This window comes from Amycolatopsis silviterrae, assembly GCF_042684085.1.
Taxonomy (GTDB): domain Bacteria; phylum Actinomycetota; class Actinomycetes; order Mycobacteriales; family Pseudonocardiaceae; genus Amycolatopsis; species Amycolatopsis silviterrae.
The window spans coordinates 1-18815 of sequence record NZ_JBHUKS010000011.1 but is presented as its reverse complement, the minus strand read 5'-3'; the positions used below and the strand labels follow the sequence as shown (position 1 = coordinate 18815).

Sequence of the window (18815 nt, the reverse complement as noted above, 5' to 3'; positions counted from 1 at the left end):
GCGCACCTCCTCGCTACGCATACTGGCATCAAAATACGTATTTACGCAACCTGCAGGTCCGGGTAGAGTTCCCGATCACCCGAGGAGAGAGCACCCGATGCCGACGCACCCCACGCCGGACGGCCGCCCGAGGCCGCACCACCGGATGATCGACCGGGTGTCGACCATCCTCGACCGGGCCGCGCGCTCCCGGAACGGGGTCACGCTCACCGAATTCGCCCGCGAACTCGACGCGCCGATGAGTTCGATCCAGGGCCTGGTCAACGGCCTCGTCGCCACCGGATACCTCGACGAGCACGACCGCCGCTACTCCCTCGGTCCCGCTCCGTTCCTGCTCATCCGGCTGGTCGGCCGCCCCACCGTCACCACGGTGTCGCACGAGGACCTCGAAGCGCTGCACACGGAAACCGGGATGACCGCGGTGCTGGCGATCATGGTGGGCAGCGACCTCTACTACGTCGACTACGCCTCGCACGACCCGCGCTACGCCTACCTCGCCGAAGGTTTCGTGCGCCGCTCCCCGATCCGGACGTCGACCGGCTGGATCTTGTTGGGAGCCATGGAAAACCGCGATCTGTGGCCGCAGATCGGCGCGTTGCCGCCCGCGGACGCCGAACTGGTCGAACGCTTCGTGCAGGACCTGACCCGGATCCGCGCCGAGGGCCTGGTCGCCGCGCCGAGCGCTTCCACCGAGGCCGACGGCGTGTCAGTCGCCGTGGTCGAGGACGGCCGGACGGTCGCCGCCGTCGGAATCATGGGCAGCCACACCGAAGTAGCCGAGCGCAAAGCCGAACTGATCGAGGTGCTGGGCCGGCACCGTCGTGAGTGGCAATCGCGGTTCTAACCGGGATCAACACTCACGAGCGCCGCCAGCACCCGGCCGTCCGCATCCATTTCGCGCTCCACCTCGGCCAGCTTCGCCGAGGCCCGCTGATGCGCACTGCGCCCGCGCGGCGCGAGATACACCCGCACCCGCCGCCGGTCCTCCGCATCCACCTCGCGATACGCCGCCGCCGTGGTCACCAGCCGGTCCACCACCCGGGTCAACGTCGGCCCGGTAACGAGCGTGCGCCCGGCCAGCTCGGTCATCGTCAGCCCGTCACCGGCCGCGAGCGCGTCCAGCACCAGCCAGCCGTCGAGGGTCAGCCCCTCGGTTTTGAGCAGCGGCTCGATCCGCAGCGTGACCGCCCGTGCGGTGCGGGTGAGCGCGCGGATCAACGACGCCTCGGCCGCCTGTGCCTGCCTCATCCGCCCGCCCTCGTTCCGCCCTTGCGCAAATGCCTTCGCATTGTAAGACTTCCAAATGGAAGCAAGTCAACCGGCAAAGAAGCCCGGAGCCGGCATGGGACTCGGAGTCGCCAGCCGCGCGAGCGCGCTGCGCGTCGCGCTGGTCGTCCCGCTGCAGGGACCGGCCGGCCTTTTCGGGCCTTCGTGCGAGGCGATCAGCGAACTCGCGGTCCGGGAACTCAACGACGCGGGCGGAATCCTCGGCCGCGAGGTGACGCTGGAGGTCGTCGACGGCGGCGCGGCCCCGGCCCAGGTCGCTTCCTCGGTACGCCGCCTGGTCGACGCAGGCGAGATCGACGCGGTCACCGGCTGGCACATCTCGTCAGTCCGCAACGCGCTCGCGCCGGTCCTCGCCGACCGCGTGCCGTACGTGTACACGTCACTGTACGAAGGCGGCGAAAGTCGTTCTGGCATCTACTGTTCCGGCGAAGTCCCGCGGGTGCAGATCCAGCCCGCGCTGCGGTGGCTGCGTGACAACTGCGGCGCGCGCACCTGGTTCGTGGCGGGCGACGACTACGTGTGGCCGCGCGGTTCCGCGGACGCGATCCGGCGCTACGCAAGGGAACTCGATCTCCAGATCGTCGGCGAAGCGTTCGTCGGGCTCGGTTCCGGAGACATGACGCGGCTCGTCCGGCGGGTGGAAACGTCGGCGTGCGACGGCGTGCTGATGCTGTTCGTCGGGCAGGACGCGGTGCGGTTCAACCGCAAGTTCGCCGCGCGCGGCCTCCACGAGCAGATGCTGCGCTTCAGCCCGCTGATGGAAGAAAACATGCTGCTGGCCAGCGGAGCCGAGGCGACGCGAAACCTCTTCGTGTCCGCCGCGTACTTCCGTTCGCTCGTCACGGCGGACGCGATGGACCTGCTCGGCCGCTACGTCCATCTGCACGGCCCGACCGCTCCGCCGCTCAACAACGCGGCCGAATCCTGTTACGAGGGCCTGCACACGCTCGCCGAACTCGCCCGCCGCGCGGGCACCCCGGACATGCGCGCGCTGAACGCCGCCATCGACGGCGTCGCCTACGACGGGCCGCGCGGCACCGTCGAATTCCACGGCCAGCAAGCCGCCCAGCACGTGCACCTCGCCGCCGCCCGCGGCTGCGACTTCGATCCGATCACCCGGCTCTGACCCGTCCCGTTCCGGTCTTGACGGCATCGCCGCGCGCACTTATTTTCACTTGACAGTATTTCATCTGGTACCAACTGAGGAGCGTGCGATGAACAACGTCGGCCTGCTCTACGTCGGGGCGGTACTGCTGGTCAACGGGCTGATGCTGCTCGGGCGCGTGCCCGCGCGGTCGGCCGCCGCGCTGAATCTGTTCGTGGGCGGGCTGCAGTGCGTGACGCCGACGGTGCTGATCATCCAGGCGCACGGGGATTCCGAAGCGATCCTCGGCGCGTCCGGGCTGTTCCTGTTCGGCTTCACCTACCTGTACGTCGGGATCGCGAACCTCGCCGGGCTCGAACCCGAGGGCATCGGCTGGTTCTCGCTGTTCGTCGCGGGCGCCGCGATCGTGTACGCCGGCTTGGCGTTCTGGCGGCAGGACGATCCGGTGTTCGGCGTCATCTGGCTCGCCTGGGCTCTGCTGTGGGGCCTGTTCTTCCTCGTGCTCGGGCTCGGCCGCGAGGAGCTGACCCGGTTCACCGGCTGGGCGACTGTCCTGTTGAGCCAGCCGACCTGCACGCTGCCCGCGTTCCTCGCGCTCACCGGCGGCTACCGCTCCACCACGGCCACCGCGATCGTCGCGGGCGCGGTCGCCGTCCTGCTCGTCGTCCTCGCCGCGGTGCTCGGCTTCCGCGGCCAGCCCCGTTCCGTCCACGACCGCGCCGCGGCCGCGGCCTGACCCATCCATCTGAAGGAGAAATCCCATGCGACACGGAGACATTTCCTCGAGCCCGGACACGGTCGGCATCGCGGTCGTGAACTACAAGATGCCGCGGCTGCATTCGAAGGCCGAGGTGCTGGACAACGCGCGCAAGATCGCCGACATGGTGGTCGGCATGAAGAGCGGCCTTCCCGGAATGGACCTCGTCGTCTTCCCCGAATACTCGACGCAGGGGATCATGTACGACGAGCAGGAAATGTTCGACACCGCGGCGACCGTCCCCGGCGAGGAGACCGCGATCTTCTCCGCGGCCTGCCGCGAAGCCGACACCTGGGGTGTTTTCTCGATCACCGGCGAACAGCACGAGGACCACCCGAACAAACCGCCGTACAACACCTTGGTGCTGATCGACAACCACGGCGAAATCGTGCAGAAGTACCGGAAAATCCTGCCGTGGTGCCCGATCGAGGGCTGGTACCCGGGCGACACGACGTACGTCACGGACGGCCCGAAGGGTCTCAAGATCTCGCTGATCATCTGCGACGACGGCAATTACCCGGAAATCTGGCGGGACTGCTCGATGAAGGGCGCCGAACTGATCGTCCGCTGCCAGGGCTACATGTACCCGGCGAAGGACCAGCAGGTGCTGATGGCGAAAGCCATGGCGTGGGCCAACAATTGCTACGTCGCGGTCGCCAACGCGGCCGGCTTCGACGGCGTGTACTCGTACTTCGGCCACTCCTCGATCATCGGTTTCGACGGCCGGACCCTCGGCGAAACCGGCGAAGAAGAGTACGGAATCCAGTTCGCGCAGCTGTCCCTGTCGGCGATTCGCGACGCGCGCGAGTACGACCAGTCGCAGAACCACCTGTTCAAACTGCTGCACCGCGGCTACTCCGGCGTGCACGCGGCCGGCGACGGCGACAAGGGCGTCGCGGACTGCCCGTTCGAGTTCTACCGCACCTGGGTCACCGACGCGCAGAAGGCGCAGGAGAACGTGGAAGCCATCACGCGCAGCACCGTCGGCGTCGCCGAATGCCCGGTAGGCGAACTGCCGGTCGAAAAGACCAAACAGGCCTGATTTTTCGCTGTTGAGGGCCGGTTTCGGTTCAGGGAAAGGACACCATGCCGTTCATCACCGACAGGTACCACGACCAGAACCGGAACCGGCAACCAGCCGCCCCGGCCCCTACCCCCGCCGCAGTGTCCACTCCGGACACCCCCGACGCGCTGGCCGAACGCCTGCGCGGCCGCGTCCTTGGCCAAGACCCCGCCATCGACGCGGTAGTCCGGGCGATCACCCTTGCCCGCGCCGGAGCCACCGAACCCGACCGTCCACCCGCGACAGTCCTGCTGCTGGGCCCCACCGGCGTAGGCAAAACCGAACTCGTCCGCCAGGTCGCCGCCGCCCTCCGCTCCGGCCCGGACGATCTGTGCCGAGTGGACATGAACTCCCTCGCCCAAGAGCATTACGCGGCGTCCTTCAACGGTGCCCCGCCCGGATACGCCGGAAGCAAAGAAGCCTTCACCGTCTTCGACCGATCCACAGTGGAGGGTGACCCCTACACCCCCGGCATCGTCCTCTTCGACGAGGTCGAAAAAGCCCACCCCACCGTTCTGCGCGCCCTCCTAGGCGTACTGGACAACGGAATCCTGCGCCTGGCGAACGGTCAGGAGAAAATCTCCTTCCGCAACAGCTACGTCTTCCTCACCTCGAACCTGGGCTCGAAAGAACTGGCCCGCCGCCGCGGCTCCCGCTGGCGCTCCCTCCTAGACCGCGGCCACACCCGACGAGCCGTAGTCGACAAAGCCCTCCAGTCCTTCTTCGACCCGGAATTCCTGAACCGCATCGACGAAACAGTGATCTTCGACGAGTTAGACCGCACCACCATCGAACAAGTCGCCCGCCTGGAAACCGACCTGCTGCGCACCAGGCTCCGCCGCCGAGGCGTCGACCTCCACGTAACCGAATCCGCCGTCCTCCTCCTAGCCGACCAGGGCTTCGACCCCGTATATGGAGCCCGCGGCCTGCGCCGCACCCTGCGCACCCACCTAGCCGCCCCAGTAGCCGCCGAAATCATGCGCGTACGCCCCACCGGCACCGCCCCGCTCCGAATCACCGCGACCGCCGCGTCCGAAACGATCCGCGCGACCGCCACCGATCCGGAGTCTTGACGCCGAGCGACCGCCTCTCTAAATTCTCCGGACATAGGACGTGGGACATCCCATGTCCGGAGCGAGAGGCGGTCCCCACCGGTGCTCCCGAAAACAGTCATGCTCGCGCTAACCGCGACAGTCCTGGCCCTCACCCCAGCCCCACCAGCCGCCGCGACCCCCAGCTGCACGTCGTCCACCCCGTACACCTCAGGCACCGAGGGCTACCACACCTTCCGCATCCCGGCCGCGATCCGCACCGCGAACGGCTCGCTGATCGCCTTCGCCGAAGGCCGCCGCGACTCCCCCGGCGATTCCGGAGCCATCCACACCGTCGCCAAAACCTCCCGAGACAGCGGCTGCACGTGGGGCGCCCTGCGCGTAGTCGACAGCAACGGCGAAGCCACCGCCGGAAACCCAACCCCCGTCGTAGCCCGCAACGGCGACCTGGTTCTGCTGACTGTCCACAACGGACCCGTCAGCGAAAAAGCCATCATGTCCGGCACCGTGTCCCCGCAAGACACCCGCCGGGTCTTCGTCCAGCGCAGCCCCGACAACGGCCGCACCTGGACCCCCGCCCGCGACATCACCGCCACCACGAAACTGCCGTCCTGGCGCTGGTACGCCACCGCCCCCGGCCACGCCACCCTGCTGCAACACGGTCGCTACGCCGGCCGGATCATCGTGCCCGCCAACCACTCCAGCGCTCCGCCGGCCGGTTCATCCGACGTCGGCACCGAAGCCAAGTACTACGGCGGCCACGATCTCTACAGCGACGACAACGGCCGCACCTGGCACATCGGCTTCACCGACGACCCGACCGACGGTGTGCTCGCCCCCAACGAAACCACCGCCACCGAACTGCCGGACGGCACCGTCTATTTCTCCAGCCGCAACCAGGGTTCCGCCCCAGCACACCGCCTGGACGCGTACAGCCGCGACGGCGGCCGCACCCTGACCCGCCCCTACCAGCCGCAGCCGACCATCACCGGCCCCAAGGTAGAAGGCTCCGTCCTGCAAACCCCGCGAGCCCTCCTGTACTCCGGCCCCTCCGACCCCGCCACCCGCCACACCATGCAGCTGAGGATCAGCCCAGACCACGGCCAAACCTGGCACCCGGCCACCGTGCTGGCCGACGCCCCCGCCGGCTACTCCGACCTGGTACAACCAGATCGCTCGACGGTCGGCGTCCTCTACGAAACCGGCGAAACCAGCGCGTACGAGAGGATCGATTTCCGCCGCCTGCCCCGGTGACCCCGGCCGCCCCCGTAAAATCGGCCGCATGACGGACCTGTGGCTACGCCGTTTCCACCCCGCCGACGACGCCCCCGCCCGTTTGGTGTGCCTGCCACACGCGGGCGGCGCGGCGCCGTTCTTCCACCCGGTGTCGAAGGCACTGGCCCCCGCCGTCGACGTACTGGCCGTGCAATACCCCGGCAGGCAGGACCGCATGGGCGAACCGGCCCTGCGCACCATCGAAGAACTGGCCGACGGCGTCACCCAGGCCCTGCTGGCGTGGCTGGACCTCCCGGTAGTCTTGTTCGGCCACAGCATGGGCGCGACGCTCGCGTACGAGGTAGGCCTGCGCCTGGAGTCCAGGGGAACACCGCCGGAAGCAGTAGTGATCTCCGGCCGCCGAGCCCCGTCCCGCCAGGTAAACGAAAAAGTCCACCTCCGAGACGACGACGGTCTGGTCTCCGAGATCGAAGGCCTGGAAGGCACCGACCCGAAGGTGCTGCGCGACCCGGAACTGCGAGAACTGTTCCTCCCCGCGCTGCGAGCGGACTACACGGCCATCGAGACCTACCGCCCCAGCCCAGGCCCGCTCACCGCACCGATCCACGCCCACACCGGAGACGCCGACCCCCACGCCCCGGTGGAGGACGTTCAGGCCTGGTCGTCCCACACCCGAGGAGACTTCACCCTGACCACCTACCCCGGGGGCCACTTCTACTTGATCAACCACGTCCCGGCGATCACGGACGCACTGCTGAAGCTGACCACGAGCGGGGTCTAACCCCTTCCCGCTGGTCGTTCCTCTTCACGAGCTGCTCCGCCGCAAGTCACTGCCTTCCTTCTGGTGCCCTGTGCCTCGCCCCGTCCGGTGCTCGACTGTGCCTCGCCTTCCTCTGGCACTCGGTCGCGCCTCGCCACTGCCCTCTCCCGACACTCGCCCATGCCCCGGCACCGTCCCCGCAGCACCCGACCATGCCTCGCCGCCGCAAGCTCCCCCTCCACAGCCCCGTAGGCTGCCGACCATGGAACTGCGCAGGATGTTCGCCGGTGTAGGCCGCAGCAAGGCCTTCGCCGCCTTCGGCCAAGCGATGATGCCCGCCGACCGCCTGCTCCTCCGCATCAGCGGCGGCCGCCTGGGCGTAGGCGCGGCAGTCGGACTGCGCACCCTCCTGCTCACCACCATCGGCCGAACCACCGGCGAACCACGCCAGGTCCCGCTGCTGTACGTCGAACGCTCCGGCGGATACGTAGTAATCGGCTCCAACTGGGGCGGCGAACACCACCCCGCCTGGACCGCGAACCTCCTGTCCCACCCCGACGCGACAGTCTCCGTCCACGGCCGCACCGTCCCCGTCCAAGGCCGCCTCCTGAAAGACGCCGAACGCCAGGAAATGTGGGACGCCGTCGCCTCCTACTGGCCCGCCTACGACCGCTACGCCGAACGCGCCGCCCACCGCGAGATCCGCGTGTTCCTCCTGGAGCGCGCCAACCCCGCCGCTTGACCGGGACCTGCACGACCCCGGCTCGCCCCGCCGCCTGATCAGGACCTGCACCACCCCGGCTCGCCCCGCCGCCTGACCGGAACCTGCACCACCCCGGCTCGCCCCGCTCCCTCATCCAGCCCGCTCGCGAGGCGACGCCCCACTTACCCACTCTGCGGAAGAGACCTCGCCGCCCCGCCGGTGCTGGCGCTTCCGCGCACAGTGCACCCACCCCACCCGGCCAACCGCGCCCTGCCGGTCCACAAAAGAAACCTCGCCACCCCGGCAAGCAGGGACCCCGGACCACAGTTCGCCCGTCCGCGAGGCCGCTCCCATCCCCGCCGCGGAAGAAGCTCCGCCGCTTTCGGCTACAGGTATCGGCGTTCCCGCATGCTCGTCCGCAGCCGATCCAGGCGCACCAACCTAGCGAAGCCGCGCGGCGATGCCGTCGAGCAGGCATTCGAGCCCTAGCTCGAACTGCGCATCCTCGGCCGCCGTCTCGGCGACCTTCCGCGCATCAGCCGAAGCAGCCGCCGCAGCCGCCGCGTCGGCCTCGGCCGCCTCGCCAGCGGCACCGCCAGCAGCACCGTGCCGTTCAGCCAGGAAGCACTCCCGCACCCGCACCAGCAGCGGATACTGCCCGTCCTCCGACGGGAGGTCGCCGAACCAGGCCCGCGCCTGCCGCTGCACGTCCACCACGTCGACGAACGCGTTGCGCTGCCACATCGCCCGCTCTTCCGCCCACTGCAGCGCCTGACCGGTGACGTACCCGTCAAGCAGCCGGGCGTATCCGAGCGCCGTCGAGAGGTCCTGACCCAGCCGGTCGAACGTCGCCAGCACGAACTCGGTCCGCCGGCTCACGTTCGGCCCCGCGGGAGGCCGCTGGTGCACAAGCCGCGCGTACCACGGATGCCGCTTCGTCATCGCCCACGTGTCGACCGCGACCGAGGTCAGCTCGCCCCGCCAGTCCTCGCCCGGGACCTCCGGGGTGGCCACCTCGCTGTTCGCCAGGTCGAGCATCAGGTCCACCAGACCGTCTTTGCTGTGCACGTAGCGGTAGAGCGACATCGGAGTGGACGCGCCCATCTCCTTCGCCACTGCCCGCATCGTGAGCGCCTCCGCGCCGCCGAGGTCAGCCAGGCGTACGGCCGCGTTGACGATGTCGACTCGTCCGAGGCCCCATCCGCGCTTCGGCGGCTCAGGCAACAGCCAAATCGGCGGTGTCGGCCCTTGATCTCCCATTCATCTCCCTGTCTCCAGCCCGCTTGCGTACATAGTACATCGTCATGTACAAAGTACACAAGATGTACGACGTACACGCCCTTGGGAGTGACGAGATGACTGCACGAATTCCTGTTCTGATCTGCGGCGGAGGGATCGCCGGGCTCACCGCGGCGCTGCTGCTGCACCGCGAGGGGGCAGCCCCGATGCTGGTGGAAAAGCACGCCGGCACGTCCCCGCAGCCGAAGGCTCGCCGGTTCAACCCGCGCAGCACCGAGGTGTTCCGGCTGCTCGGCCTGATGGACGAGGTCGAGCGGGCCAGCGCGCCGCTCGCGTCCTTCACCGGAATGCTCTCCGGCACGACGCTGGCCGACGCGACATGGCCGCAGGTCACCGGCTCGCTGCGCGAACGGCTGAAACAGCACGCGAAAATGCCCGATCTCAGCCCAGCGCCGAGCGTGCTGTGCCCGCAGGACGTGCTCGAACCGGTGCTCCGGCAGGCCGCGGTCGAGCGCGGCATCGCGATCCGATTCGGCACTGAACTGGTGTCGTTCGAGCAGGACGACGCCGGGATCGCCGCCGAACTGCGCCCGCCCGACGGCGATCCGTACCAGGTCAGCGCGGACTACCTGATCGCGGCGGACGGCGCGCGCAGCCCGATCCGCACCGCGCTCGGCATCACGCGCAGCGGCCACGGGCACCTGGCCGACAACCTCGATATCTGTTTCCGCGCCGACCTCGGCGACCTCATCCGGGACAAACCGTTCAACCTGTGCCGGATCGAGAACCCGGCGGCTTCCGGCGCGTTCGTGTCGGTCAACGGCACCGACCGGTGGCTGTTCTCCACCTCCGACTTCCCCGGTTCGGATTCCCTGAGCGAGGACGGCTGGCGCGAGCTGCTGCGCACTGTCGTCGGCGTGCCGGACCTCGAAGTCGAGGTGCTCAGCCGGATGCACTGGGAGTCGGGAATGTACGTGGCCGACCGGTTCTCCTCCGGCCGGGTCTTCCTGGCCGGCGACGCCGCGCACGCGATGCCGCCGATGGCCGCCGCCGGCGCGAACACCGCGATCGCGGACGTCACGAACCTCGCCTGGAAGCTCGCCGCGGTGCTGTCCGGCTCGGCAACGCCCGATTTGCTCGACAGCTATCACGCCGAGCGGCACCCGATCGGGTACGCGACCGCCGAGTTCTCCAGCATGGCCAGCGGCCATCTCGGCACCATGCTCGCCACGATCACCAGCGAAGACGCGCCACCCGTCGACCCGCTCGCCGCACTCTTCGGGGTGCAATACGAGGACGGCGCTTTCGTCCCGGACGGACGCGGTCCCGCGCCGACAGACCGGTACGGCCCCGCCGGTCGCCCGGGGACTCGCGTGCCGCACGCCTGGCTCGACGCCACGACGTCCACAGTGGACTTGGCGGGCCCCGGGCTCGCCTTGCTCACCGGGCCGGACAACGCCCGCTGGTCCGCCGAAGCCGACCAACTGGGTCTCCGGCTCATCCCGGTATCGGACGAGGCATGGCTGGCCGAGACAGAATTGCCTGCCGACGGCGCGCTATTGCTCCGGCCGGACGCTGTCGTCGGCTGGCACTCCAGGTCGGAGATCCCACTTGCCGACGCCTTGTCTCGCCTGCTCGGCACTCCCGTGGAGGCAACCGTGTGACCTCGTCGACGGTGCCCGGGTTCGCCCGCCCCGCGCACCGGATTTGCCCGGCCATCAACGCGAGAAAGGAGCTGTGACCAGACATATCTGAAAGCACGGACATCCGGGTGCCGGTACCTGCCAGCCCGCTTCGGCACCGGCCGGGTGCGATCCGCTGCCGTCTCTCCTACCCATGCCCAGCCGCGTCACCGTGCCAGCCCGCACTGTCGCGGTCCCCGGTGGGAGAGCGAGCGCCCGGCCGTAGCTAACGCCGGACGTGCGCCACCGCAACGCGCTGCTCACCGCCGAGGTGCTAGCGCGAAAACCGTCAGCAACCTGCGTTAGGAGGAGACCCGCCAGCAACCTGCACTGCCGTCCGGTGACGTCCGCAGTCGACGCTTCGTGCGCTCACCTCGGCAGGATCCCGTGGCCGTCGCATCAGGCGAGTTTCGCTCGCCGAACACCGTGGAAGAGCGGTCACGTCGAACAGTCGTCGGCAGCTATCGCCGCACGCAGCCCCGGCGACTGCTGTGTGAAGAAGCCGTCATGGAGAGCCGCCTCGTCAAGCAACCGGCAGCCGTGCGGCCTGAAACCACCGCCCGAATCAGGACCGAGCCAAGACCCCATCAGGAGGCAAGAAAACCGATGACCACCCTGCTCACTCGAACCGGGACGGGTCTCCCGCCCCATGCCGCACGACCTCCGCCTCGCCGGCGGAGAAGTCGATCACCGTGGTGGGTTCCACGCCGCAGTCGCCGGAGTCGATGACGGCGTCCAGCACGTGGTCGAGTTCTTCCTTGATCTCCCAGCCCTGGGTGAGCGGTTCGCCGGAATCGGGCAGCAGCAGCGTGCTCGACAGGATCGGCTCGCCCAGCTCGCCGAGCAGTTCCTGGGTCACCACGTGGTCGGGGATCCGCACGCCGACGGTCTTCTTCTTGGCGTGCAGCAGCCGCCGCGGGACTTCCTTGGTGGCCGGGAGGATGAACGTGTACGCGCCCGGGGTGCTGGCCTTGATGGCCCGGAACACCGCGTTGTCGATGTGCACGAACTGGCCGAGCTGGGCGAAGTCCTGGCAGACGAGCGTGAAGTGGTGCCGGTGGTCGAGCTTGCGGATGGTGCGGATCCGTTCCATCCCCTCCTGATTGCCGATGCGGCAGCCGAGCGCGAAGCACGAATCGGTCGGGTAGGCGATGAGCCCGTCGTCGCGCAGCAGGTCGACCACTTGGGCGATCGCGCGGCGCTGCGGGTTCTGCGGGTGCACGTCGAAGTAACGGGCCATTGCCCGAGCTTAGGCGTGCCCGCCGGGCCGGGCGCGCGGGCTCTCCGGAGGCCGGGCACAGTGGCGGGCGAGGAGGTACGTCCGTGCATGCTCTCTGGTCCACCGGCGGACAGTGGGAACTGCTGCCGCCGGTGCTGCTCGCCCTGCTGCTGAGCACGGTGATCGGCATCGAGCGCGAGGTCGGCAACAAGCAGGCCGGCCTGCGCACGCACACGCTGGTCGGCGTCGGGTCGGCGGTGTTCATGCTGGTGTCCAAGTACGGGTTCGCCGATTTGCTCGGCATCGAGCACGTGGCGCTCGACCCGTCGCGGATCGCCGCGCAGATCGTGTCCGGCATCGGCTTCGTCGGCGGCGGGCTGATCTTCGTGCGCCGCGACGCGGTGCGCGGCCTCACCACCGCCGCGACCGTCTGGCTCGCCGCGGCGGTCGGAGTCGCGTGCGGTGCCGGGCTTCCGGTGCTCGCCGTCGCGACGACCGCCGGGCTCGTCGTGATCACTCGCGGATTCCCGCCGCTTTCCCGGTTTGTCGCGCGCCATCGGCGGCAGCCGCCGATCCTCCGGTTGAGTTATGCCGACGGGCACGGGGTGCTGCGCGCCGTGCTCGCCACTTGCACCGATCGGGGCTGGGCCGTCCACCGGGTGGCGGTCGACCGCGAAACGGTTTCCGAAGAGGGACAACGGATCGCGGTCGTCACGTTGCTGTTGCAGGGACGCGGCGATCTTCCCGAACTCACCGCGGAACTGGCCGAATTGCCGGGCGTGCGCAGCACCGCGACGGGCACGGAAGATCCGCTCGAAGATTGACCCGCCCCAGGCTCCCCCGGACCGGCGGACTTCAGGCACACTGGAGGCAGTGCGGAAACCCCGGTGCGGCAAGAAAAACGAGCGCCGGGGAGAAACCATCCAAATGGGAGGTGAGAGCATGGCCCCCGGCGGTGGCGAGGACCTGATGTCCGTCCGGCCGTCCTTTGACTCGGCATGGCGCGGCTATCAGCGCGGCCAGGTCGAAGAATTCGTGACGTGGGTCGAGGCGGAATTCCAGCGGCTGGCCGCGGAACGCGACGCCGCGGCGCAGCACGCGGCCGAACTCGCCGAGCGCAATCGCGAACTGCGCGAGACCGTCGACCGGATCAGCCGCACCCCCATCGAGCCGGACGCATTGCAGGAACGTTCCCGGCGGATGGTCGAACTGACGCGCGAGGAAGCCGCGGAGATCACCGCCCGCGCCGAGGACACCGCCGCGCGGATCATCGCCGACGCCAAGGCGGAAGCCGTCCGCCTCACCGAAAAAGAACACGCGCTCGTCGAGGCCGTCTCCGCAGATCGCGAGCAACAGCGGCGAGAACACGAGGATCTGCTGCGCCGCGCGGTCGAGGAACGCAAGGCCGCCGACGAGGCTGCGGCGAAGGAACGTCGCCGGCTCGAAGAACACCTCACCCGCACACTGGCCGACCGCCGCACTGACGCACTCCGCGAAATCGCCGACCGCACCGCCACCGCACGCGCCGAAGCCGACGCGCATGTCCGCCAAGCCACCGACCATGCCGCCAGAGTGATCGCCGACGCCGAACGACGAGTCGCCGAACTCACCGCCGTCCAGCAACGGGTAAAGGCCGCACTGCGCGGTGCCCGAGAACTGCTCGCCACCGCGAACGCCGACCTCGCCCCGGACGGCACGCCCGTGCCGAACCAGCGGCGGACCTCCGCGCTCACCGACGTCACCGAGGTCACTGCGACCGGTTGAGCGGCACCTCGAACGAGCCGACCTCGGCTGCCTGGGGCATCGGGGTAACCGCCGCTGGCCGAGCAGCGCCCAAACGACTCATCTCGGCCGACTTCAGCCACCGAGGAGCCCGCCGCCGCCCGTGAGCCGTCTCGAACGACTCACCTCGACCGCGCTTGGCCGCCAAGGACCCCGCCGCCCGAGAATCGTCTCGCACCGGACGCCCCGGCCAGCGTTATCGGCCGAACGCCATCTCGAACGGCTCGCACCAGGTGCTCTCGCTCGCTGAGCCGCCACCCGACAATCGCCTTGAACGACTTGCACCGACTGTCCCGGGGCCACCGCTCCCAGCCGAACATCATCTCGAACAGCTCCCGCCAGCTGTCCGCGAGCGCCGAGACCCCTCACACAAGCCGCCGACGTCACCGCCACCGGTTGGGCGGCGCGAAACGACTTACGGCGACAGCCCTCGATCACCCGGCCTCGCCGACGGCCATCCCTAACGGCCGAGCAGTGCCCGAACCCTGTTGGCCGAGCAGCGTCCGAACGACTCACGCCACCTGCCCCCGGTCACTAAAGCCAACCTCGCCAGCCCAGCCGCACGCACGCCAGCCGCCCCGGTCGTCGGCTCGCGGCCCAGCAGCACCTCCAGGCCCTCACGTCGCGGCCCTCACGTCGCGGCCGCGCGCCCCTCCCACCACAACCACCCCCCCCACCCCCGCTCCCCTTCAACACACCAGCCCCGGATACACCGGGTGGGTATACTCGGCACTGAACCAACGGGGATGCCGAGAAAAAGGGACGATGTGCGATGACCGGCTACGGCAGTGAACGAGAGGCCTACCTCAAGCGCCTTCGCCGGATCGAGGGGCAGATCCGCGGCCTGCAGCGCATGGTCGAGGAGGACAAGTACTGCATCGACATCCTGACCCAGGTGTCCGCGGCGACGAAGGCGTTGCAGTCCTTTTCGCTGGAACTGCTCGACGAGCACCTGGCGACCTGCGTCGTCCAGGCCGCGGCCGCGGGCGGGGAGGAAGCGGACCTCAAGGTCCGCGAGGCCTCCGACGCGATCGCCCGGCTGGTGCGTTCCTGAGGCAAACGCAAAACGGGCCAGCAACGGGGAATCCCGTCGCTGGCCCGTTGGGCAGGTGAATCACGCCGCCCGGAACCGGCGCAAGCGCAGGCTGTTCGACACCACGAACACCGACGAAAACGCCATCGCCGCGCCTGCGATCATGGGGTTGAGCAGGCCGAACGCTGCCAGCGGCAGTGCCGCGACGTTGTACGCGAACGCCCAGAACAGGTTCCCCTTGATCGTGCCCAGCGTGCGCCGGGCGAGGCGGATCGCGTCTACTGCCGCGCGTAGGTCTCCTCGGACCAGTGTGAGGTCGCCGGCTTCGATTGCTGCGTCCGTTCCGGTGCCCATCGCCAGGCCGAGGTCGGCTTGGGCGAGCGCGGCCGCGTCGTTGACGCCGTCGCCGACCATAGCCACCACTCGGCCCTCGGCCTGCAGGCGCTTCACCACGGCCACCTTTTCCTCGGGCAGCACCTCGGCCACGACCTCGGTGATGCCCGCGGCGTCCGCGATCGCCCGTGCCGCGCCGGCGTTGTCGCCGGTCAGCAGTACTGGCTGCAGGCCCAGCGCGCGCAGCTCGGCGACGGCCTGTGCTGAGGTCGGCTTGATCGTGTCCGCGACCACCAGCACACCCCGTGCGACGCCGTCCCACGCGACGAAGACTGCCGTCGCGCCTTGTTCTTCCGCGGCGGCCTTGGCCTCGGCCAGCCGGTCGTCGACCTTGACGCTCCAGTCGGCCAGGAACGCGGCCCGGCCGGCGAGGACGGCTGCGCCCTCCACGAGGCCGGTGACGCCCAGGCCCTCGGTGTTCCGGAACTCTGTCGCCGGCGGAAGGTCGCCGATCCGCTCCCGAGCACCGTCCGCAATCGCTTTCGCGATCGGGTGCTCCGAAGCGTGCTCGACCGCCCCCGCATAGCGCAGCAGTTCGCGTTCCGTGACGCCTTCGCCGACGTGGACGTCCACCAGGCTCATTCGCCCGGTCGTGACGGTCCCGGTCTTGTCGAGCACCACGGTGTCGACCCGGCGAGTGGACTCAAGCACCTCCGGTCCCTTGATGAGGATCCCGAGCTGCGCGCCTCGCCCGGTGCCGACCAGCAGCGCGGTCGGCGTCGCTAGCCCGAGCGCGCACGGGCAGGCGATGATCAGCACGGCGACCGCCGCGGTGAACGCCTCGGTGGCGTTTCCGCTGGTCAGCAGCCAGGTGATCAGCGTTCCCAGCGCCAGCACCAGCACGATCGGCACGAACACCGCCGAGACGCGGTCGGCCAGCCGCTGCACCGCGGCCTTGCCGTTCTGTGCCTCCTCGACGAGCCGGGCCATCTGCGCGAGCTGGGTGTCCGCGCCGACCCGGGTCGCCCGCACCGCGATCCGGCCGCCGACATTCACCGTCGCTCCGGTCACGCCGTCACCCACCGCGACCTCGACCGGTACGGATTCCCCGGTAATCATGCTGACGTCGACTGCCGAGCCACCCTCGGTAACCACGCCGTCCGTGGCGATCTTCTCGCCCGGCCGCACCACGAACGTGTCCCCGACGCGCAGCTGTTCCACCGGGATCCGCTGCTCGCGACCGTCACGCAGGACCGTCACGTCCTTCGCGCCGAGTTCGAGCAGAGCCCGAAGCGCGGCCCCGGAACGACGCTTCGACCGCGCCTCGAAATAGCGCCCGGCCAGGATGAACGTGGTGACGCCCGCCGCGACCTCGAGGTAGATGTTGTCGGTCCCCGAACCGCCGGAGACGCTGAACTCGAAGCCGTGCCGCATGCCGGGCATTCCCGCCATCCCGAAGAACAGCGCGTACAGCGACCACAGCGTGGCGGCCGAGACGCCGAGCGAGATCAGCGTGTCCATGGTCGCCGCGCCGTGCCGCAGGTTGGTCCACGCGGCGCGGTGGAACGGCCACGCTCCCCAGACCACGACCGGTGCGGCGAGCGTGAGCGACAGCCACTGCCAGTTCGTGAACTGCAGCGCGGGGACCATCGCCAGCACGATCACCGGCACCGTGAGGATCGCCGAGTAGAGGAGCCGGTCGCGCAGCGGGCGCGTCTCGTCCTGCTCGGGCGCTTCCGGCTTCTCCGGTTCCGGCGCCTGCGCCGTGTAGCCGGTCGCTTCGACGACGCCCACCAGCTCGTCGACCGAAACGGTGGAGGGGTATTCGACGTGCGCCTTCTCGGTCGCGTAGTTGACGCTCGCTGTGACGCCGTCGACCTTGTTGAGCTTCCTCTCGACCCGAGCAGCACACGACGCGCAGGTCATCCCGCCAATGGCGAGTTCGACTGACTGCACGGGGGCTGGTGTCGTGGTGCTCATGTCACTCCTTTTTACGCGACGACCTGGTAGCCGGCCTCAGCGACGGCAGCCTCGACGGCTTCGCGCGAAAGCGGCTCTGCACTGGTGACCTTCACTGCGCCGGTGGCGAGGTCGACGTCGACTGTCTGCACGCCGGTCAGACCGCCTACCTCCTCTTTCACCGATCCAACGCAGTGCCCGCACGTCATGCCTTCGACGGTGTAAGTCGCTTCAGTCATCGCCACACTCCCTATCGTGCTCTCCGCTGATGTCTCCTTTATACCCCTAGGGGGTAGCGGCATGCCAGGGGACCCTCGCGTGAACCCGGTTACCCGCCGGGAGAGACTGCACGGATGCGGAAGATCTATGCGATCGGGATCGGTGCCGGCGATCCGGAACACCTCACGGTGCAGGCCGTCGACCGGCTCAATCGCGTCGACGTGTTCTTCGTGCTCGACAAAGGCAGTGCGAAAGCCGACCTCGTGCAGCTGCGTCAGGAGATTCTGGAGCGGTTCGTGAACCGGCCGGGGTACCGCGTGGTGAGCGCGAAGGACCCGGACCGCGACCGGACGCCCGCCGACTACCGCACCGCGGTCGCCGACTGGCATCAGCTCCGCACTGACGTCTACGAGCGGCTGATCCGCGACGAGCTGGCCGACGGCGAGACCGGTGCGTTTCTCGTCTGGGGCGATCCGGCGCTGTACGACAGCACCATCGCGTTGATCGAGGCCGTGCTGGCGCGCGGGAACGTGGCGTTCGAGTACGAGGTCGTGCCGGGGATCAGCAGCATTTCCGCGTTGGTGGCGCGACATCGGACGACGATGAACCAGATCGGCCGCGCCGTGCAGCTCACGACGGGCCGCCGGCTGGCGGACGGCTGGCCGAGTGACGCGGACGACGTCTTCGTGCTGCTCGACGCCCACACCACGTTCGATCAGTACGCGGGCCAGGGGTTGTGGATCTATTGGGGCGCGTACGTCGGGACTCCGGACGAGATTTTGCTGTCGGGACCGCTGGATGACGCGTTGGCGGCGAAGATCCGGGAGACGCGTGCCGCGGCACGGGAGCGGCACGGGTGGATCATGGACACGTATTTGCTGCGCCGGCCGGAGTGAGTGCGGCGGGCCGGTCTTCCGGCTCGCTGTTTTTGGGTATGAGAAAAGGGGCGGGGCTCCGGGAAAACCCTTTTCGGGTTCTCGACCGGGGCCCCGCCCCTTCTTCTCATGTTGAGTTCGGCGGTGTCCTACTCTCCCACAACCCTTCGGTTGCAGTACCATCGGCGCAGTCAGGCTTAGCTTCCGGGTTCGGAATGGGACCGGGCGTTTCCCTGACGCTAAAACCACCGAAACACTCCGAAACAACACACACCCGTCACCTGTCGTGACAGCCGGTGTGGTGTTTCAGAACCGTAGAGTGGATGCGTAACATCTTCGTGGGCAAGTCCTCGGCCTATTAGTACCAGTCAACTCGACAACACATTACTGTGCTTCCATTTCTGGCCTATCAACCCAATCGTCTCTTGGGGGCCTTAACCCACATGGGGTGGGATACCTCATCTTGGAACAGGCTTCCCGCTTAGATGCCTTCAGCGGTTATCCCTTCCGA

At 68.8% G+C, this 18815-nt stretch carries 18 protein-coding genes and 2 rRNA genes; 13 read left to right on the top strand and 7 right to left on the bottom strand.

The window, feature by feature from the left end; genetic code table 11:
• The first annotated feature begins 97 nt into the window (after nucleotides 1–97).
• Nucleotides 98–844 (top strand): helix-turn-helix domain-containing protein, encoded by a 747-nt coding sequence (locus tag ACFSVL_RS15665; RefSeq protein ID WP_378304726.1) that lies wholly within the window; start codon nucleotides 98–100, stop codon nucleotides 842–844.
• Here ACFSVL_RS15665 and ACFSVL_RS15660 read toward each other — a convergent pair.
• Nucleotides 841–1248 carry a MarR family winged helix-turn-helix transcriptional regulator gene (locus tag ACFSVL_RS15660; protein WP_378304724.1) on the bottom strand — a complete coding sequence of 136 codons (408 nt, stop codon included), beginning with the start codon at nucleotides 1246–1248 and terminating at the stop codon, nucleotides 841–843. The two genes, ACFSVL_RS15665 and ACFSVL_RS15660, sit on opposite strands and share 4 nt — an antisense overlap.
• Nucleotides 1249–1342: 94 nt before the next feature.
• On the opposite strand from ACFSVL_RS15660, the gene ACFSVL_RS15655 reads away from it, so the two are divergent.
• The 7 genes from ACFSVL_RS15655 to ACFSVL_RS15625 all read left to right on the top strand — a co-directional run bounded on the left by ACFSVL_RS15655 (nucleotide 1343) and on the right by ACFSVL_RS15625 (nucleotide 8002).
• Complete coding sequence (locus ACFSVL_RS15655) at nucleotides 1343–2413, top strand: substrate-binding domain-containing protein (protein ID WP_378304722.1); 1071 nt, start codon at nucleotides 1343–1345, stop codon at nucleotides 2411–2413.
• A gap of 88 nt (nucleotides 2414–2501) precedes the next feature.
• A complete protein-coding gene (locus ACFSVL_RS15650; protein WP_378304721.1) occupies nucleotides 2502–3128 on the top strand; it encodes an AmiS/UreI family transporter in 627 nt (208 codons plus the stop codon).
• Between the two features lie 25 nt (nucleotides 3129–3153).
• Nucleotides 3154–4191 carry an aliphatic amidase gene (locus ACFSVL_RS15645; RefSeq protein ID WP_378304719.1) on the top strand — a complete coding sequence of 346 codons (1038 nt, stop codon included), beginning with the start codon at nucleotides 3154–3156 and terminating at the stop codon, nucleotides 4189–4191.
• A 44-nt stretch (nucleotides 4192–4235) separates the two neighbouring features.
• Nucleotides 4236–5285, top strand: coding sequence for an AAA family ATPase (locus tag ACFSVL_RS15640; RefSeq protein WP_378304717.1), 1050 nt, complete (start codon nucleotides 4236–4238; stop codon nucleotides 5283–5285).
• Nucleotides 5286–5384: 99 nt separating this feature from the next.
• Nucleotides 5385–6518: a sialidase family protein gene (locus ACFSVL_RS15635; protein WP_378304715.1), complete on the top strand. Its 1134-nt coding sequence runs from the start codon at nucleotides 5385–5387 to the stop codon at nucleotides 6516–6518.
• Nucleotides 6519–6546: 28 nt separating this feature from the next.
• Nucleotides 6547–7281 (top strand): thioesterase II family protein, encoded by a 735-nt coding sequence (locus ACFSVL_RS15630; protein WP_378304713.1) that lies wholly within the window; start codon nucleotides 6547–6549, stop codon nucleotides 7279–7281.
• A 241-nt stretch (nucleotides 7282–7522) separates the two neighbouring features.
• Nucleotides 7523–8002, top strand: a complete 480-nt coding sequence (locus ACFSVL_RS15625) for a nitroreductase family deazaflavin-dependent oxidoreductase (RefSeq protein WP_378304711.1) — start codon at nucleotides 7523–7525, stop codon at nucleotides 8000–8002.
• 402 nt (nucleotides 8003–8404) lie between these two features.
• Here ACFSVL_RS15625 and ACFSVL_RS15620 read toward each other — a convergent pair whose 3' ends face one another.
• Nucleotides 8405–9223 (bottom strand): TetR/AcrR family transcriptional regulator, encoded by an 819-nt coding sequence (locus ACFSVL_RS15620; protein WP_378304709.1) that lies wholly within the window; start codon nucleotides 9221–9223, stop codon nucleotides 8405–8407.
• A 95-nt stretch (nucleotides 9224–9318) separates the two neighbouring features.
• Between ACFSVL_RS15620 and ACFSVL_RS15615 the strand changes: the two genes are divergently transcribed.
• Entirely contained in the window at nucleotides 9319–10866 is a 1548-nt protein-coding gene (locus tag ACFSVL_RS15615; protein ID WP_378304707.1) for an FAD-dependent monooxygenase, read from the top strand.
• Between the two features lie 637 nt (nucleotides 10867–11503).
• Here ACFSVL_RS15615 and ACFSVL_RS15610 read toward each other — a convergent pair.
• Nucleotides 11504–12124, bottom strand: coding sequence for an L-threonylcarbamoyladenylate synthase (locus ACFSVL_RS15610; RefSeq protein WP_378304706.1), 621 nt, complete (start codon nucleotides 12122–12124; stop codon nucleotides 11504–11506).
• A gap of 83 nt (nucleotides 12125–12207) precedes the next feature.
• On the opposite strand from ACFSVL_RS15610, the gene ACFSVL_RS15605 reads away from it, so the two are divergent.
• The 3 genes from ACFSVL_RS15605 to ACFSVL_RS15595 all read left to right on the top strand — a co-directional run bounded on the left by ACFSVL_RS15605 (nucleotide 12208) and on the right by ACFSVL_RS15595 (nucleotide 14939).
• Complete coding sequence (locus tag ACFSVL_RS15605) at nucleotides 12208–12927, top strand: MgtC/SapB family protein (RefSeq protein WP_378304704.1); 720 nt, start codon at nucleotides 12208–12210, stop codon at nucleotides 12925–12927.
• A 118-nt stretch (nucleotides 12928–13045) separates the two neighbouring features.
• Nucleotides 13046–13867 carry a DivIVA domain-containing protein gene (locus ACFSVL_RS15600; protein ID WP_378304702.1) on the top strand — a complete coding sequence of 274 codons (822 nt, stop codon included), beginning with the start codon at nucleotides 13046–13048 and terminating at the stop codon, nucleotides 13865–13867.
• 790 nt (nucleotides 13868–14657) lie between these two features.
• Entirely contained in the window at nucleotides 14658–14939 is a 282-nt protein-coding gene (locus ACFSVL_RS15595; RefSeq protein ID WP_009081418.1) for a metal-sensitive transcriptional regulator, read from the top strand.
• A 60-nt stretch (nucleotides 14940–14999) separates the two neighbouring features.
• Here the strand turns inward: ACFSVL_RS15595 and ACFSVL_RS15590 are convergent, their stop codons facing one another.
• Nucleotides 15000–17231: a heavy metal translocating P-type ATPase gene (locus ACFSVL_RS15590; RefSeq protein ID WP_378304700.1), complete on the bottom strand. Its 2232-nt coding sequence runs from the start codon at nucleotides 17229–17231 to the stop codon at nucleotides 15000–15002.
• An 11-nt stretch (nucleotides 17232–17242) separates the two neighbouring features.
• On the bottom strand, nucleotides 17243–17449 hold the full coding sequence (locus ACFSVL_RS15585; protein ID WP_378304698.1) for a heavy-metal-associated domain-containing protein: 207 nt from the start codon (nucleotides 17447–17449) through the stop codon (nucleotides 17243–17245).
• Between the two features lie 114 nt (nucleotides 17450–17563).
• Between ACFSVL_RS15585 and cobF the strand changes: the two genes are divergently transcribed.
• The gene (cobF, locus tag ACFSVL_RS15580) at nucleotides 17564–18325 is read left to right on the top strand and encodes a precorrin-6A synthase (deacetylating) (protein WP_378304696.1); all 762 of its coding nucleotides are present in this window, start codon (nucleotides 17564–17566) and stop codon (nucleotides 18323–18325) included.
• Between the two features lie 115 nt (nucleotides 18326–18440).
• On the opposite strand, the gene rrf is transcribed toward cobF, so the two are convergent.
• Nucleotides 18441–18557: ribosomal RNA gene (gene rrf / locus ACFSVL_RS15575) — 5S ribosomal RNA — on the bottom strand.
• An 85-nt stretch (nucleotides 18558–18642) separates the two neighbouring features.
• Nucleotides 18643–18815 (bottom strand): 23S ribosomal RNA (locus ACFSVL_RS15570); the annotation flags it as partial.

Bases quoted from the DNA above. Each gene is read 5' to 3' on its own strand.
- ACFSVL_RS15665 (WP_378304726.1), top strand. From the start codon at position 98: ATGCCGACGCACCCCACGCCGGACGGCCGCCCGAGGCCGCACCACCGG.
- ACFSVL_RS15660 (WP_378304724.1), bottom strand. From the start codon at position 1,248: ATGAGGCAGGCACAGGCGGCCGAGGCGTCGTTGATCCGCGCGCTCACC.
- ACFSVL_RS15655 (WP_378304722.1), top strand. From the start codon at position 1,343: ATGGGACTCGGAGTCGCCAGCCGCGCGAGCGCGCTGCGCGTCGCGCTG.
- ACFSVL_RS15650 (WP_378304721.1), top strand. From the start codon at position 2,502: ATGAACAACGTCGGCCTGCTCTACGTCGGGGCGGTACTGCTGGTCAAC.
- ACFSVL_RS15645 (WP_378304719.1), top strand. From the start codon at position 3,154: ATGCGACACGGAGACATTTCCTCGAGCCCGGACACGGTCGGCATCGCG.
- ACFSVL_RS15640 (WP_378304717.1), top strand. From the start codon at position 4,236: ATGCCGTTCATCACCGACAGGTACCACGACCAGAACCGGAACCGGCAA.
- ACFSVL_RS15635 (WP_378304715.1), top strand. From the start codon at position 5,385: ATGCTCGCGCTAACCGCGACAGTCCTGGCCCTCACCCCAGCCCCACCA.
- ACFSVL_RS15630 (WP_378304713.1), top strand. From the start codon at position 6,547: ATGACGGACCTGTGGCTACGCCGTTTCCACCCCGCCGACGACGCCCCC.
- ACFSVL_RS15625 (WP_378304711.1), top strand. From the start codon at position 7,523: ATGGAACTGCGCAGGATGTTCGCCGGTGTAGGCCGCAGCAAGGCCTTC.
- ACFSVL_RS15620 (WP_378304709.1), bottom strand. From the start codon at position 9,223: ATGGGAGATCAAGGGCCGACACCGCCGATTTGGCTGTTGCCTGAGCCG.
- ACFSVL_RS15615 (WP_378304707.1), top strand. From the start codon at position 9,319: ATGACTGCACGAATTCCTGTTCTGATCTGCGGCGGAGGGATCGCCGGG.
- ACFSVL_RS15610 (WP_378304706.1), bottom strand. From the start codon at position 12,124: ATGGCCCGTTACTTCGACGTGCACCCGCAGAACCCGCAGCGCCGCGCG.
- ACFSVL_RS15600 (WP_378304702.1), top strand. From the start codon at position 13,046: ATGGCCCCCGGCGGTGGCGAGGACCTGATGTCCGTCCGGCCGTCCTTT.
- ACFSVL_RS15595 (WP_009081418.1), top strand. From the start codon at position 14,658: ATGACCGGCTACGGCAGTGAACGAGAGGCCTACCTCAAGCGCCTTCGC.
- ACFSVL_RS15590 (WP_378304700.1), bottom strand. From the start codon at position 17,231: ATGAGCACCACGACACCAGCCCCCGTGCAGTCAGTCGAACTCGCCATT.
- ACFSVL_RS15585 (WP_378304698.1), bottom strand. From the start codon at position 17,449: ATGACTGAAGCGACTTACACCGTCGAAGGCATGACGTGCGGGCACTGC.
- cobF (WP_378304696.1), top strand. From the start codon at position 17,564: ATGCGGAAGATCTATGCGATCGGGATCGGTGCCGGCGATCCGGAACAC.